This window comes from Rhodococcus sp. 14-2470-1b, from assembly GCF_002259415.1.
In the GTDB taxonomy this organism is placed as follows: domain Bacteria; phylum Actinomycetota; class Actinomycetes; order Mycobacteriales; family Mycobacteriaceae; genus Rhodococcoides.
Map to the genome: position 1 here is coordinate 57239 of NZ_NPFY01000024.1, position 12901 is coordinate 70139.

Annotated in this window: 12 protein-coding genes; 8 read left to right on the forward strand and 4 right to left on the reverse strand. The window is 63.2% G+C overall.

Annotation, left to right across the window (positions count from 1 at the left end; genetic code table 11):
- Positions 1 to 89: 89 nt before the first annotated feature.
- Complete coding sequence (locus CH293_RS18515; protein ID WP_094721064.1) at positions 90 to 1091, forward strand: AraC family transcriptional regulator; 1002 nt, start codon at positions 90 to 92, stop codon at positions 1089 to 1091.
- A gap of 75 nt (positions 1092 to 1166) precedes the next feature.
- The gene (locus CH293_RS18520) at positions 1167 to 1715 is read left to right on the forward strand and encodes a DUF2231 domain-containing protein (protein WP_094721065.1); all 549 of its coding nucleotides are present in this window, start codon (positions 1167 to 1169) and stop codon (positions 1713 to 1715) included.
- A gap of 38 nt (positions 1716 to 1753) precedes the next feature.
- Here the strand turns inward: CH293_RS18520 and CH293_RS18525 are convergent, their stop codons facing one another.
- A complete protein-coding gene (locus CH293_RS18525; RefSeq protein WP_037105056.1) occupies positions 1754 to 2437 on the reverse strand; it encodes a Tellurium resistance in 684 nt (227 codons plus the stop codon).
- Between the two features lie 168 nt (positions 2438 to 2605).
- Here CH293_RS18525 and CH293_RS18530 point away from each other — a divergent pair, with 168 nt between their 5' ends.
- Positions 2606 to 3226 carry a VWA domain-containing protein gene (locus tag CH293_RS18530; RefSeq protein WP_037105058.1) on the forward strand — a complete coding sequence of 207 codons (621 nt, stop codon included), beginning with the start codon at positions 2606 to 2608 and terminating at the stop codon, positions 3224 to 3226.
- Between the two features lie 50 nt (positions 3227 to 3276).
- Here the strand turns inward: CH293_RS18530 and CH293_RS18535 are convergent, their stop codons facing one another.
- Together CH293_RS18535 and CH293_RS18540 are read right to left on the reverse strand one after the other, a co-directional pair.
- The gene (locus tag CH293_RS18535) at positions 3277 to 4353 is read right to left on the reverse strand and encodes a hypothetical protein (RefSeq protein ID WP_094721066.1); all 1077 of its coding nucleotides are present in this window, start codon (positions 4351 to 4353) and stop codon (positions 3277 to 3279) included.
- A 227-nt stretch (positions 4354 to 4580) separates the two neighbouring features.
- Entirely contained in the window at positions 4581 to 5378 is a 798-nt protein-coding gene (locus CH293_RS18540; RefSeq protein ID WP_094721067.1) for a hypothetical protein, read from the reverse strand.
- 155 nt (positions 5379 to 5533) lie between these two features.
- On the opposite strand from CH293_RS18540, the gene CH293_RS18545 reads away from it, so the two are divergent.
- The 5 genes from CH293_RS18545 (at position 5534) to CH293_RS18565 (ending at position 11628) form a co-directional block, all read left to right on the forward strand.
- Positions 5534 to 6919, forward strand: coding sequence for a serine hydrolase (locus tag CH293_RS18545; protein ID WP_255122903.1), 1386 nt, complete (start codon positions 5534 to 5536; stop codon positions 6917 to 6919).
- A 150-nt stretch (positions 6920 to 7069) separates the two neighbouring features.
- Positions 7070 to 9304, forward strand: a complete 2235-nt coding sequence (locus CH293_RS18550; protein WP_037105065.1) for an NADP-dependent isocitrate dehydrogenase — start codon at positions 7070 to 7072, stop codon at positions 9302 to 9304.
- A gap of 190 nt (positions 9305 to 9494) precedes the next feature.
- Positions 9495 to 10085 carry a TetR/AcrR family transcriptional regulator gene (locus CH293_RS18555; RefSeq protein ID WP_094721069.1) on the forward strand — a complete coding sequence of 197 codons (591 nt, stop codon included), beginning with the start codon at positions 9495 to 9497 and terminating at the stop codon, positions 10083 to 10085.
- Positions 10086 to 10161: 76 nt separating this feature from the next.
- Entirely contained in the window at positions 10162 to 10860 is a 699-nt protein-coding gene (locus CH293_RS18560; RefSeq protein WP_094721073.1) for a type 1 glutamine amidotransferase domain-containing protein, read from the forward strand.
- 237 nt (positions 10861 to 11097) lie between these two features.
- Positions 11098 to 11628, forward strand: a complete 531-nt coding sequence (locus tag CH293_RS18565) for a hypothetical protein (protein ID WP_255122904.1) — start codon at positions 11098 to 11100, stop codon at positions 11626 to 11628.
- Positions 11629 to 11631: 3 nt separating this feature from the next.
- Here CH293_RS18565 and CH293_RS18570 read toward each other — a convergent pair whose 3' ends face one another.
- Positions 11632 to 12465, reverse strand: a complete 834-nt coding sequence (locus CH293_RS18570) for an adenylate/guanylate cyclase domain-containing protein (protein WP_094721070.1) — start codon at positions 12463 to 12465, stop codon at positions 11632 to 11634.
- Positions 12466 to 12901: the final 436 nt, after the last annotated feature.

Below are 12901 nucleotides of genomic sequence, written 5' to 3' on the forward strand. Positions count from 1 at the left end.
TCTGCGTTGAACGGGCAGCTGTGTCGATCATCACGCTGAACAGGGCCAATTAATTGACATCACATGCCAAATTTTTTACATTTCGACCCATGGCCGATCTGATCAGCGCGTCCTCGCTCACCCGCGTGGTCGAGCTGATCGAGGACTGTGGAGGGGATCCGTACGAGTACTGCGACAGGGTGGGCATCGACCCGGCCGTGATCGGTACGTACGACAACTTCGTGCCCTTCAGCGCGTTGTCCACGCTGCTCGGTCTGTGTGCGCGCGAGTTGAGCGCACCGGACTTCGCTCTACGGCTCGCGGCTCGTCAAGATCCAGACATCCTCGGTCCCGTGGCAATCGCGGCCCGCAACGCCGAGACGGTGGGCGATGCACTTCGCGGCGTCGTGAAGTACGCGCACGTGTACAGCCCTGCGCTGGCCATCGAACTGTCAGTCGGTGATACCGAAGCGTCGTACTCCGTCGACACGGTGCTGCATCGGCTTCCGCACCGGGCACACATCGTAGAGCTCGCGCTGGGCGTCACGTTGACGACGGTTCGGATGATGGCCGGTCAGGATTTTCACCCGTCGAGAATCTCGTTCCAACATCCGCGGATCTCCGAGCTGTCGACGTACCGAGAGTATTTCGGGTGCACGGCCGAGTTCGGCTGCGACCGCAACGCGCTCGACTTCCCGCGTGGGGTCCTGCATCGGCACCTGCCTCGGGTCGATCCGCTGGCCTACGACGTGGCTGTGCGCTACATGGCAGGACGAGACACCTCGGTCGCCTTCCGAGATACTGTGTCGGCGTTGATCGTTCGATCACTGCCCGCCGGGGCGGCAAGTCTCGACGGGGTCGCCGCCTTGATGCTGTTGCATCCTCGGACGCTTCAGCGTCGACTGGCGTCGGATGGTACGACGTTCGAAACCCTCGCCGACGATTCCCGACGCGAACTAGCGCTCGGTCTTCTCGCGAACATGGACGTCCCGCTGTCCGCGGTGTCGAGACAACTCGGCTATTCCGAGCCGAGCACGTTGACGCGCAGCGTGAAGCGTTGGTTCGGAGTGACTCCTCTCGCGAAGCGGCGAGAACTCACGCGGCGATACTGATCGCTTCCCTTTCGTGCAGATGTGGTTAGCCAACCCACAGGTTGGCGTCGTGGTCGACGGGGTAGCCGAGCTCACATGAGCCTCCCCGGAGTATTGAACAGTCTCGAAGATGCGTCGTTCCTGGACAAGGAGAGCGACGCGATCAACGGCGTCCTCAAGCCCGCTCTCGACGACACCGTGATCGGTGGACTGTTGCGCGGGTCGTTCGTAGGCCACCCCATCCACCCGGCGTTGGTGAACGTCACGGTCGGAGCATGGACCAGCGCTGTCGTGCTCGACCTCGTCGGATTCGAGTCGAAGGCCGCTCAGCGGCTGATCGGACTCGGTCTGCTGTCGGCGCCCGCAACCATCGCCACCGGCTGGGGTGACTGGTCCACTCGCGGCCCACGCGCGCGCCGCGTCGGGATCATCCATGCCGGATCGAACGCTACCGGCGTGTTCCTGTTCCTCGGCTCGTTCCTACGCCGGCGAAGCCGGCGTAGGAACGACACAGTGGCGAAGGGACTGGCGCTGGCCGGACTCACGGCCGCAGGCCTGGGCGGCGTCATCGGTGGTCACCTTGCCTACAGTGTCACCGAGGAGCCGTCCGAGCAGCCCGCGTTCGACGAGCATCAGCTGACGTAGAACCTCGAATCCAAGTGGGGCGGGACGATCGCCTTCAGCTACTTTCGTCCCGCAGCCCATTTCATGCCCCAGCCGTATTTCTTGTCGAGATCCGACTGGCTGCCCTGGATGTATTCCACCAAGCGGGTTACGGTGACTCCCTGTTTCCCGCTCTCCAGCAATGCAATTGCGCAGATTCGAGCGGAATTGCTGTCCGATTCCAGCTTCACCTCCACCTGTGGACCCGAGGTGGGGAAGAGGGTGACGACGCCGTCGACTGCGGCCCAGTTGGGGGCGCCCTCGTAAATCATCGCGAAGATCAGGACCCGCTTGAACATCTCGGGGCGGGCGAGGTTGATGTGCATGTTCTCGCCGCCGACGACAGTGCCCGAGCGATCGTCACCGTCGAGTGCGATGTACGGAGCGCGATCGACGGCTCCGAAGCTGTTGCCGAGCGCTTGGATGACGCCTTTCGAGCCGTCGGCGAGCTCGTAGAGGCAGCCGAGGTCGAGATCGACGCCTCCGGTCCCGTAGGACGCGGCGGCCAGCTTCGCCAGAAAGCCCTTTTTCTTCGGCGCGGGTGTCGCGCCCGTCGACCAGTTCAGATTGACGCGCATCGTGCCCTGCGACTCGCCGGCCTTCGTCAGGCTCACCGAGGGAGCAGACTTGGACAGCGTCACCTTGCTCAGGCTCACCGCGGGCGTCGCCGGGGTCGAAGGCTTGCGGGTGTAGTCGATCGCCATGAAATTTGCCTACTCGTCGTCGTGTCCGTTTTGCCTTGTCCGAGGATAGCGGGCAAACGTGTCGGTACCCCTCGGTACGGTTCCTTTCATCAGCTTCACCCGCTTCATCTGCGCGAGTCCGCGCACTTTCTCAGGAGGTTTTCTTTGACGAATCCACAGTTGTCTCTGGTGGCCGCTTTGCTCGACCGCTCGGGTTCCATGAACGCCATTGCGGATGACACTCGCGGTGGTTTCGACTCGTTCATCGCGAAAGAGCGTGCGCACGAGGGTGACACGGTGGTCACTCTTGCGCAGTTCGACGATCGCTACGACATGGTCTACAGCTCGCAGCCGATCGATTCTGTTCCGCCTCTCGTGCTCGAGCCTCGGGGCATGACGGCGCTGTACGACGCCATCGGCCGGCTCATCACCGACGTGGGCTCGGAGCTCGCGGCCACACCCGAGAACGAGCGTCCTGGTTCGGTCACCATCCTCGTGATGACCGACGGTCACGAGAACGCGAGCAAGGAGTGGAGCAACACGGCTGTTCGCGCCCTCATCGAACAGCAGGAGCGGGACTATCAGTGGGACTTCGTGTTTCTCGGCGCCAACATCGATGCAGTGGACGTGGGCACCGACCTCGGCTTCGCCCGTGACAAGTCCATGACGTACGTGTCCACCACCGTGGGCGTCACGTCCGCGTTCGATTCGGTGGCGAGCTACCAGAGTCGCAAGCGCGCCTCGGTGATGGGAGCGCCCCCGGTGCAGGGCTTCTCGGAAGAGGATCGTCGCCGAGCGCGTGGGGAGTGAACGAAGCGTATGAGGTCGGCCCATCGATCGGGTGGGCCGGACTCATGCGATCAGGTGACGGATTGCGTGCGTGGCAAAGTCAGGACTACGTACCGCAGCGCGTTGCGAAGTGACGTCAGGACGGTGTCCTTCATGTCGGCGTCCGGAGCAGAAGCGAACTGCAGCAGTTCGAGAATGCGGTCTCGGTCGTTGTGGCAGATGAGCGCAACGTCTTCCGGTGTCAGTTCGTCACCTGATTCGAGTTCGACGAGGGTCCGCAACTCGGGAGGTGTCCGGAGCGCAGACGAGGTCTCGGACAGGCGTCGAAGTATCTCGGCACCATGATCCTCGACGAACCTGAGCAAGGATCCCATTGCACGGCCGAGATGCTCTTCCACCAGGGGAGAGCAATCGACGCGAGCGGACGCGATGACGCAGTCCTCCGCGACACGAAACTTGAGGTCGGGCGCTACCTGCGCGTACTCTGCCGCGACCGCTGCGCCGTCGTGACAGAGGGGGTGTGCGGCGAAGGTCGTGGAGAGCTCCACGACAGGCTCGGACGTACAGACTCGGAGGTAGGACTCGATGCCCCTGTCTCCGAAAGGAACGTCGCCATTGTCGTCCTTGATCGGTCTGAAGCCCAGAATGGAGGTCAGTGCCGCGTCGACCTGTTCGACCAATCGATCGTGGGCATTCCTGGTTTCCCAGCTTTCCACGGCAGAACTGGAGTCGAAAACGTCCGCCAGGGGAGCACCCGCAGCGCTGGCAGCGACAACTGTCGGGTGCACGATGCCGCGGCAATCGCGTAGCAGGGCAACAACGGCACCGGCGATCACCTCCGCACCCCCGACGATTCGAAATCCCGCCGGATCTTCTGCTCCGACCGACCACCCGGCATGTGCCAACGTGCGTCGATCCATGTCCGAGAACGATTGAGCAAGAGTGCCTTCGAGGGTGCCGACCAAGTCGGTCGAAGATGCGTTGACAGAGATCATCGACAGGTCGTCGCGTTCGCTCGGGATCCCGCGGCCGGTGCAGATCGCGAGCGAATCCCCGTCGGACATCGCTGCGACGTATGTACTCAGTCGGTGCGAGAACTGGGTCCATGCGATATCGATCTCGGTGTCGAAATCAGGTTCCGTGGGCATGATGGAACCTCCTTGCTGTGTGCAGTGAGTCGACAACCCGACTCGGTATTCACACGTCACTGTAGCTGCGCGAACCGACACCGCATTTCCGATTTCGGGGTCGAGTCATGCACCGATGCAAGTGATCTGCGATTTCGTGTCCCGTACCCCCCAGAATCGTGGTCATTCGATTGAATGACGACGGCCGCCGCGGCGCTGGGGATCGAGTCTTTCGGTGGTGCGTGACATCAGCGTCGACGGCTTGCGCTCCCTGACACTCGATTCGTGAAGCGTGGGCCTACTTCGTCGAGAAATCGAGTGAACATCCGTGCCTTACGGACAAGGTGTTCCTCGACCAACGGAGAGCAATCGACGCGCGCTACCACGGTGAGCGCGTCGGTCCCGACGCGAAATGCCATGTCGGGCCACGATTCTGCCAGCCGGAGTGTCGACGCGGGCGTGAGCGGGTCAGCGTTGTAGGTTGCCGAGTACTCGACGACGGACTCGTCGTCGAGTACTCGGATGTGCGCGCCGCGGACGAGGCGGTCCACGGCCACAGGTCCCAGCACGGCGAACACTCGCGAGGTCAGATCATCGTCCGTTCGGGCTCGGCCTCCGTCGAGGATCCAACCCGGCGAAGCGCCGGTGGCGTCGAGCGCCAGGAACGATGGGTGGCTGATCCGTCCGAAATCCCGGAACAGTGTCATGACCGTGCGGGCAATGGGCGTGCCGTTGCCGCTGATCCTGAGCTCCGTGCCGTCCGGGTGCGACCGGGCCGGGCCGGCGCGCCACCGGGCGTACGCGAGGGTCGTTCGCTCCTCCGCAGTACGTGCGTCGAGCAGCGACCTGGGGACGTGCGCCACCGCGTCGACGATGTCACGGTCCTTGGCGAGAACCACCGACAGTCCGCTCACCTGCCAGACCGAGTCCGACAGAAGGGTGAGGGTCTGAGGTGCGCGCATGCCGTCGAGATACCGGCCCAGGCGCGCAGCGAACACTGCCCAGGACGTGTTCACTTCCGTGTCGAAGTCAGGATCCTCGATCATGAGGCCTCCTGAACTGGAAAAGTTTTGAACTATCCGAGTCATGATAACTGCTGGTCCGACGGGTGCGGGTCCACTGGGTGGGCTCAGGGTTGCGGTGGGGTTGCTGCACCGTCAAGATGCGAGGGGCAAACGACTTCGGGTGGGGAGCGAGTGCGGTGACGGTTGTTCGACGTGGGTTCCTGGTGGTTCTGCTCCTCCTGGTGGCCGCCGGTTCGACGATGCTCGCCGATGCGGCTCCGCCGCCCTCACTGCAGCAACAGGTCGAGCGATGGGCCTCGGACATCGGGGCACCGAGTATGGCCGTGCAGATCGTCGATTCCGAGGGACTCGTCGACGACGCCTCGTCGGGACCGGAGGCAGGCGCCCCCTTCGTGTGGGGTTCGGTGTCGAAACAGCTCGCAGCGGCCACCGTACGAGGTCTGGAGACCGACGGCCTTCTTCGGGACGCCACCGTCGTCGTCGACGTCCTGCCGCAGGCCGAGCATCTGCTCGGTGACCCACAGGTCACCGTCGGCGACCTGATACGTCACACCAGTGGGCTACCGCACGACGTCTCCGTCACCGACGACTGGACCCGTCGGGAATCCGCGTCCGACGCCGTCGACTCGATGCAGCAACCGAGCAGCATCGGCCCGCGCGGCACGTTCCGGTACTCGAGCCTCAACTATCTGCTCGTGCAGGCCGTGGTCGAGCAGGTCACCGCTGGGCAGTATGCGGACGCGGTGCGACGGTACGTTCTCGATCCCGCGGGCGCGTCGGGCACCATCACCGATCCCGACGCGTACACCGCGGCCGTCCCGGACGGCCACGTTCCGTTCTTCGGGACCTCCAGGTCGGTGGACGTGGGCGTGGATTCGGCAGGCCTCGGCTATGGATATCTGGCCGGGACGATCGACGATCTCGGCCGGTACGCGTCGTGGCGACTGGGCAACCTGGGTGATCCGGTGGCGACCGACACCGGGCACGGCACGGCGTACGGCGACGGTCTGTACAACGAGGACATCGAGGGCCACGACGTGTGGTGGCACTCGGGTGCGGTGCCCGGCTACTACACCTACGTCGCATTGGTGCCGGGGGAGGACAGGGCAATCGTGCTGGCCACCAACCGGTATGGCGAGATCGAGGCCGAGCGTGTGGCTTCCGTCGGTAGAAACGTGACGACCCTGGTGCTCGACGGATCCGCGTCGGATCTGCCGTCGTCCATGGCGCCGGCGGTGTTGGGGGTCCTGCTCGGACTCGCGACCGTTCTGTTGGCGGCGTCGGGTTGGTCGGTCGTGCGCGGTACGGGGGAGCGCGCTGCTGTGGGTGCGATCGTTCGGGGCGTCGCCGCTGTCGTGGTGGGAGGGGCGGCGATCGTCGGCGCCGTGATCGGTGTTCCGGCCTTGGCGGGCGGGACGTTGTCGGCGATGTGGTTGTGGGCGCCGGACGTGACCGTTGCGTTCTGGGTATTGCTCGCGGCGGTCTTCGTCGCCACCGTAGTTGTGGTCATAAAATCCGCGGCCGGGTACCGAAAACTGCGTTCTCGCACTGCCGAGGGGTGACGAGCAATCCCTGCTCGGCGACGCCGACGGGGCTACCGATGGGTAACTAAGCCGTACCCAACACTGCCCCGCACGGACTCGCGTCGGCAAGTTTAAAGTTGGAGGTGGACGCATCCAAAAGACGACGTTGAAACAGAGGCAAAGGCGAACATGACAGCAAAACAGCCGACCATCATCTACACCCTGACCGACGAGGCGCCGATGTTGGCGACTCACGCGTTTCTGCCGGTCATACGTGCTTTTGCCAGCGCGGCCGAGATCAACGTCGAATCCACTGACATCTCTGTCGCCAGCCGCATCCTCGCCGAGTTCCCCGATTATCTGAACGAAGACCAGCGCGTCACGGACAACCTGGCCGAGCTCGGGCGCCTCACCCAGGACCCCGACACCAACATCATCAAGCTGCCGAACATCAGCGCCTCGGTCCCTCAGTTGCTCGCAGCCATCAAGGAGCTGCAGGACAAGGGCTACGCCATCCCCGATTTCCCGGGCAACCCGAAGACCGACGAAGAGCGCGAGATCCGCGACCGCTACACCAAGTGCCTCGGCAGTGCAGTGAACCCTGTTCTGCGTGAAGGCAACTCGGATCGCCGCGCACCGAAGGCCGTGAAGGAATACGCCCGCAAGCACCCGCACAGCATGGGCGAATGGTCGCCTGCGTCGCGTACGCACGTCGCACACATGCGTCACGGCGACTTCTACCACGGCGAGAAGTCGATGACGGTCGACGGCGACCGCGAGGTGAAGATGGAGCTGCTGACCGAGAGCGGCAAGACCGTCGTCCTCAAGGAGAAGGTGTCGCTGACCGACGGCGACGTCATCGACAGCATGTTCATGAGCAAGAAGGCGCTCATCGAGTTCTACGAAGAGCAGATGGAGGACGCCTACAAGACGGGCATCATGTTCTCCCTGCACGTCAAGGCCACGATGATGCGGGTGTCGCACCCCATCGTCTTCGGACACGCCGTCAAGGTCTTCTACAAGGACGCGTTCGCCAAGCACGGCGAGCTGTTCGAGGAGCTCGGCGTCAACGTCAACAACGGTCTCTCGGATCTCTACAGCAAGATCGAGTCCCTCCCCAGCGCGCAGCGTGAAGAGATCATCGACGATCTGCACAAGTGTCACGAGAAGCGCCCCGAGCTGGCCATGGTCGACTCGGCGCGCGGCATCTCCAACTTCCATTCGCCCAGCGACGTGATCGTCGACGCATCGATGCCCGCGATGATTCGCAGCGGCGGCAAGATGTGGGGCGCGGACGGACGGCCGAAGGACACCAAGGCAGTCAGCCCCGAGTCGACGTTCTTCCGGATCTACCAGGAGATGATCAACTTCTGCAAGACCAACGGGGCGTTCGACCCCACCACGATGGGCACCGTTCCCAACGTCGGTCTGATGGCGCAGAAGGCCGAGGAGTACGGCTCGCACGACAAGACGTTCGAGGTCCCCGAGGGCGGCGTCGCGAACATCACCGACCTGGCGACGGGTGAGGTCCTGCTGACTCAGGACGTCGAAGAGGGTGACATCTGGCGTCTGTGCATCGTCAAGGATGCGCCGATCCGCGACTGGGTTGCTCTGGCCGTGCGCCGTACCCGTGAGTCCGGCATGCCGGTCGTCTTCTGGCTGGACCCGTACCGCCCGCACGAGAACGAGCTGATCGGCAAGGTGCGCAAGTACCTGAAGGATCACGACACCGAAGGCCTCGACATTCAGATCATGTCGCAGGTCCGCGCCATTCGCTACACGATGGAGCGCCTCATCCGCGGGCTGGACACCATCTCCGCGACGGGCAACATCCTCCGCGACTACCTGACCGACCTGTTCCCGATCCTCGAGCTCGGCACGTCCGCCAAGATGCTCTCCATCGTTCCCCTGATGGCAGGCGGCGGACTGTACGAGACCGGTGCAGGCGGCTCGGCTCCGAAGCACGTCAAGCAGCTCATCGAGGAGAACCACCTCCGGTGGGACTCGCTGGGTGAGTACCTCGCTCTCGCGGTCAGCCTCGAAGACCTCGGCACCAAGACCGGCGGCAAGGCAACGGTTCTCGGCAAGGCACTCGATGCGGCCACCGGAAAGCTGCTCGAGAACAGCAAGGGCCCGTCGCGCTCGACCGGCGAACTCGACAACCGCGGAAGCCAGTTCTACCTCGCTCTGTACTGGGCGGAGGAGCTCGCTGCTCAGACCGAGGATGCGGATCTGGCGAAGCACTTCGAGCCACTGGCAAAGGCATTGGCGGAGAACGAAGAGCAGATCGTCAAGGAACTGAACGAGGTACAGGGGCAGGCCGTCGACATCGGCGGATACTACTTCCCCGACCAGGAAGCCACCGCCGCCGTCATGCGTCCGAGCAAGACGCTCAACGAGGCTCTGGCCGGCTTCATCGCCTGACCTAACGTGAGTGGAAATGTAGGCCAGGGCCTACATTTCCACTCACAACGGGTTTCGCCATGAACAGCCCGTTCGAGCGGTAACCCTGTCTTCCGCACTCACGCTGTCTGGCTGTCCGATCGTACGTAGCAGCCATCGAATCCGCGACGTCTAGTAGACGACCGGTCTACTCGCGTGTACGGTAAGGGTCATGCCAGAGATCGAAACAACCGATACGCGTGAGGCAATCATTGCGTGCTCTCGGGATCTGATGGCTCGAAAAGGTTACACAGCAGTTGGTTTGAGTCAGATATTGACGGCGGTGCACGCTCCCAAGGGTTCGTTCTACTACCACTTCGCATCGAAGGATGCGCTGGGTGAGGCGATGCTGAAGTCGTACTTCGCGGACTACTTGGCGGACTTCGACGCAATCCTGAGCCGTAAAGATCGGACGTGGGCACAGCGGATCGAGGACTACTTCGAGTCGTGGATCGAATCGCAGAGCAGTTTCGACTGCCAGGGAAAATGTCTGGCGGTCAAGCTGGGTGCGGAGGTGGCGGACTTGTCGGAGTCCATGCGCATCGCGCTGAGGGACGGCATCGCGGCAATCACCGAGAGGATCGAACGTGCCATCCGCGCAGGCGTGGCGGAGGGCTCGGTCTCGTTCGGGGGAGACCCGCGCCTCGTGGCGGCGTCTCTGTACGATCTGTGGCTCGGCGCGAGCGTCACGGCCAAGCTGAGTCGCACTACCGAGTCGATGGACGGTGCGCTGGTGCTGACGAGAAGCATTCTGGGTATCTGAGCTGCGGTGCGCCTACCGTGCATACCTGTATCCGTTAGTAGACGACCGGTCTACTACAAGAACGAAGGTGGAGAACATGAAGGTTCTGATGGTTTTGACCTCGCACGACACCCTGGGGAGTACTGGCCGCAAGACCGGGTTCTGGCTCGAAGAACTTGCCGCGCCGTACTACCGATTCAAGGACTCGGGCGCGGACATCACGCTGGCATCACCGGCGGGCGGTCAGCCGCCGCTCGATCCCAAGAGCAACGAACCGGATTTCCAGACCGACGACACACACCGATTCGAAGCCGACGAGGCCGCCGGTGCTCAGCTTGCCGAGACGGTCCTGCTCAACTCCGTCGACGTCACCGACTTCGACGCAGTCTTCTACCCGGGCGGGCACGGACCGCTGTGGGACCTCGCTGAGGATCGTGACTCGATCTCGCTGATCGAAACCGCCCTGCGAAACGACATCCCGGTCGCGTTGGTCTGCCACGCGCCGGGTGTACTGCGGCATGTCACAGGATCCGACGGTAGCGCGCTGGTCAAGGGTCGGACAGTCACTGGATTCACCAACACCGAAGAAGACGGCGTCGGGCTGACCGATATTGTCCCTTTCCTCGTCGAGGACGAGCTCGTCAGGCTCGGCGCTGCCTACAGCAAGGGCGCCGACTGGGAGTCGTACGTCGTTCGCGACGGAATCTTGATCACCGGGCAGAACCCCAACTCCTCGGCCGCCGCTGCGACCGAGCTGCTCGAACTGGTCGACGGACGGGTTTCGGCAGATCGGTGATGCCCTTCGTGGGTGGAAATCCATGGCTCGCTATGGATTTCCACCCACCTAGGATTTCCCTCTTCAGTCAGGACGCTCGTGCCTCCTGCAAGGACAGCGCGAAGCGACGGTGTCACAACCCCGTCACGAATCGGTGTATGGGTAGACGTGTTGCCGCCCGTTTTGCGAAGGTGTCGTGAGTGAAATGTAGGCCCTGGCCTACATTTCACTCACGAAAGGGGAGAGGTTATGCGAAAAGTGTTGCGAAGAGCCGTGGTTACGACGGCGTTGTTCGGTTCGCTGGTCCTGGGTGCGGGCACGGCTGCCGCGGCGCCGCAGACCAGCACCACGCCGGTTCCGGTGGTCACCGGCTTTCAGATCGCTCCGGGTGCTGTGCCGGGTGGGTTGTTCCAGACCATTCCGATGAAGACCACCGTCGGAGCAGAGCCCGGTGTCGTGACTATTTCCGCTGCGAACGTCGCTGCGTGGGATCCCCAGTATCCCTATCGATTCTTGACGGTGCATTGGCGCAATCTAGCCACTGGTGCAACGGGTTCCGAGGGTCTGCGGCACTGGGAGCTGTCGGGTTACGAGAGGCCGCCGTACGATCCGGCGATTCCGAACGGCAACGTTCCGCTCGAGCTCACCGGAGAGGGTTTGCCGACGGAGGTGGTGGCGAAGACGGGTGCAGGGCCGGTTGCCATCGTCGTGACTCATTCGCGCGAGTACTGGGGGCCGCCGCGGGTGGACACCCTCATTCCGGGTATCGGTGTGGTGTCGGTGCCCTGACGGTCAGCCGAGTTCCCGCACGGTCGTCGGCGCCGGAAGTGCGGGAACTTCCACCGGGTACAGCTGGTGGGTTCCTTTCATGCCCTTCAGCTGCACCTCGCGTGGTTCGGCGAGGACTATGTCGTACGCACGACCGATCTTCTCGCGTACCGATTCGCTGATCAGGATTTCTCCGCCGTCGGCTTGGCCTGCGACGCGTGCGGCCATCGCGACGTTGAGCCCGAACAGGTCGTCGCCGCGGCGCACCGAACTGCCGACGTGGATGCCCATGCGGACTCGGATCTGATCCCACTTGTCCGGGTTCTCCTGCAGAGCCTCCTGGACCGCGATTCCACATCGCACCGCTTGGCCTGCATCGGTGAACGCGATCATGTAGCCGTCGCCCTGGTTCTTGATGACGTGGCCGCCGTGGCCTTCCACCTGCTTGGTGATCAGCCGGTTGTGGCGTTCAAGCAGCTTCACCCAACCGCGATCGCCCAGTTCCTCGTTGCGCGCCGTGGAGCCTTCGATGTCGGAGAACACGACCACCACGTCGCCGTCGGCCGCGATCCGCGCGAGATCGGGACGCTCGACCTTCGCCCAGCCCGCGAGGTCTTCGACGGAGTTACGCACCGTCGCGCCGAAGCCCTTGTTGATCAGCGAGTCGGCGGTGTTGAACGTCGTCCGGATCGCGAACGGCACCAGGCCACGACGTTTACGACGCTTGGACGAGGTGTCGAGGGCTCGGTCCAGAGCAGCTCGGGTGGTCTTCAGCTTCTTCTGCGACACGATCAGCAGAACGCCGAGCGCAACAATGACGGCGAGCTCGACACCGGCAGCAACAATCCACAGGGTCACGCAGACATCATCGTCTGTGTCTGTCGGTTATGGGTGAACACCCCCCTCGAGTTCTGGCGGAACGGCCTCGGACATTGCGCCGAGTACTTCGTCGCAGCCGTTCCGAGCAGCGGAGTCGGGCAATGAAGTCGACGGCCGGACTAGGCCAAGTCGAGCATGTGGATGCCTCGACACCGGCTATTCGTGACTCGCATACCCGTGTTGCCGTTGTCTTCGAGTGCGGTGGGACCGATTTTCGAGAGAAGGTGTGACCATGTCCGAACTAACTACATCGGTAGTTGCAGGTTTAGCTGCGAGTCCGCTTTACCAACTATCGACTGCAGGGCAGGAGTTGTTCTGGCAGGTCCCCGATAGTCGGACCACCGCGTTCTAGAGCCACGGTGTGATTGATTTCAGTCGATCTCGCAGCCGTCCACCGGTTGGTGGGTGTGGGTGC

Bases quoted from the DNA above. Each gene is read 5' to 3' on its own strand.
- CH293_RS18515 (WP_094721064.1), top strand. From the start codon at position 90: ATGGCCGATCTGATCAGCGCGTCCTCGCTCACCCGCGTGGTCGAGCTG.
- CH293_RS18520 (WP_094721065.1), top strand. From the start codon at position 1,167: ATGAGCCTCCCCGGAGTATTGAACAGTCTCGAAGATGCGTCGTTCCTG.
- CH293_RS18525 (WP_037105056.1), bottom strand. From the start codon at position 2,437: ATGGCGATCGACTACACCCGCAAGCCTTCGACCCCGGCGACGCCCGCG.
- CH293_RS18535 (WP_094721066.1), bottom strand. From the start codon at position 4,353: ATGCCCACGGAACCTGATTTCGACACCGAGATCGATATCGCATGGACC.
- CH293_RS18540 (WP_094721067.1), bottom strand. From the start codon at position 5,378: ATGATCGAGGATCCTGACTTCGACACGGAAGTGAACACGTCCTGGGCA.
- CH293_RS18550 (WP_037105065.1), top strand. From the start codon at position 7,070: ATGACAGCAAAACAGCCGACCATCATCTACACCCTGACCGACGAGGCG.
- CH293_RS18555 (WP_094721069.1), top strand. From the start codon at position 9,495: ATGCCAGAGATCGAAACAACCGATACGCGTGAGGCAATCATTGCGTGC.
- CH293_RS18560 (WP_094721073.1), top strand. From the start codon at position 10,162: ATGAAGGTTCTGATGGTTTTGACCTCGCACGACACCCTGGGGAGTACT.